Here is a 1,355-nt window from a genome sequence, read left to right on the forward strand (position 1 = left end):
AAAATGTCAACTTAGATAATTGGACTCCCCAACCCTAAGTCCTACAATAGTAGGGTTCAAAATAATTTGGAGATTCAAATGAACAAGACGATTGTTGGCGTTGATTTAGCTAAAAAAGTGATCCAAGTTTGTATTTATACAAACAGAAAAGTGCACTCAAATACAGAGATGACACCGAAGGCGTTTACTTGTTGGTTAGTAAATTCAAGGCCTGCCACAATCGTGTTTGAAGCTTGTGGTACTTCGAATTATTGGAAGCAACTCGCTTCTTCTCATGGGCATGATGCTCGTTTAATCTCATCGAGATTAGTTGCTGTGGTCAGACAAAATCAGAAAACTGACAAAAATGATGCTTTGGCGATAGTACAAGCATCACTGTTACCTGATGTGAACTTTATTCAAGGTAAAACAGCCGAACAGCAGCAACTACAATCGATTGTCCGCTTACGAGAACTAAGCATAAGACAAAAAACCGCTTCTAAAAACCAATTGATTGCTTTGTTATCTGAATTAAATATTCAAGTCTCCAACAGAAATGGGGGGTTAAGAGCAACAATTGATGAAACCCTAGAAGACGCAGATAATGGTTTTTCACCTTCGTTTCGTCAGGCAATATCTACTGCCTGGGATCAATATTTATCGCTGGTTGAAGCGATTGATATTTACGACAACTGCCTTGAAGAATCTTTGAATTATCATCCTGAATGTAAGAAGTTACTTAAAATTGAGGGCATCGGTATCCTTAATGCTGTTAACTTATATATCGCGCTCGGGTGTGCTGACATTGGAGCTTTTAGTAAAGGGAAAGCAGCCGCAGCCTGCATAGGGCTCACACCAATACAACATTCAAGTGGGGGGAGAGCTAAAATCGGTTCGATAGGAAGAGGTTTTAAAAATACTCTGTTTCGAAGCCAATTGATTACTGGTGCGATGTCGATCGTAAGCAAGGTTGCCAATCGCCCACCGAAAACAAAAAAAGAAGAGTGGCTAAAAAATTTAATTGAACGTAGAGGTAAGAAGTGTGCTGCGGTAGCGTTGGCAAATAAAAATGTCAGAACAGCATTTGCTATTTTAACTCAAGGTACGGAATATAAAGCTGAACCGTTAGTATCTTAGTAAATTGTCTTAACAGTAAAATGCATAAATTGGATGAAAATCAGTTAGTCAAAGCAGCGGGCATCTGAGAGTCTTGAACTCGTAGCTTAGATTTGCTACTAACTCGCGTAAATATCGTAGAGCCTGAGTTAGCTACTCTTGTTGAGCTCGTACATAAGTGCGCATTTATTTCTGATTTACTGACGATTACTGTTGACAATGGGGAGTCCACATAAGATGCCCACAATGGTGCGGAGAGT

Annotated in this window: 1 protein-coding gene; it reads left to right on the forward strand. The window is 39.6% G+C overall.

What is annotated here, in order from left to right; all coding sequences use genetic code 11:
- Positions 1–78: 78 nt before the first annotated feature.
- Entirely contained in the window at positions 79–1,116 is a 1,038-nt protein-coding gene (locus AB4513_RS24110; protein WP_102257639.1) for an IS110 family transposase, read from the forward strand.
- Positions 1,117–1,355 lie beyond the last annotated feature (239 nt).

The organism is Vibrio sp. 10N.222.54.E6 (assembly GCF_041473955.1).
In the GTDB taxonomy this organism is placed as follows: domain Bacteria; phylum Pseudomonadota; class Gammaproteobacteria; order Enterobacterales; family Vibrionaceae; genus Vibrio; species Vibrio tasmaniensis_A.

Excerpts from the sequence above, each read along its gene's own strand:
- AB4513_RS24110 (WP_102257639.1), top strand. The coding sequence starts at position 79 with ATGAACAAGACGATTGTTGGCGTTGATTTAGCTAAAAAAGTGATCCAA.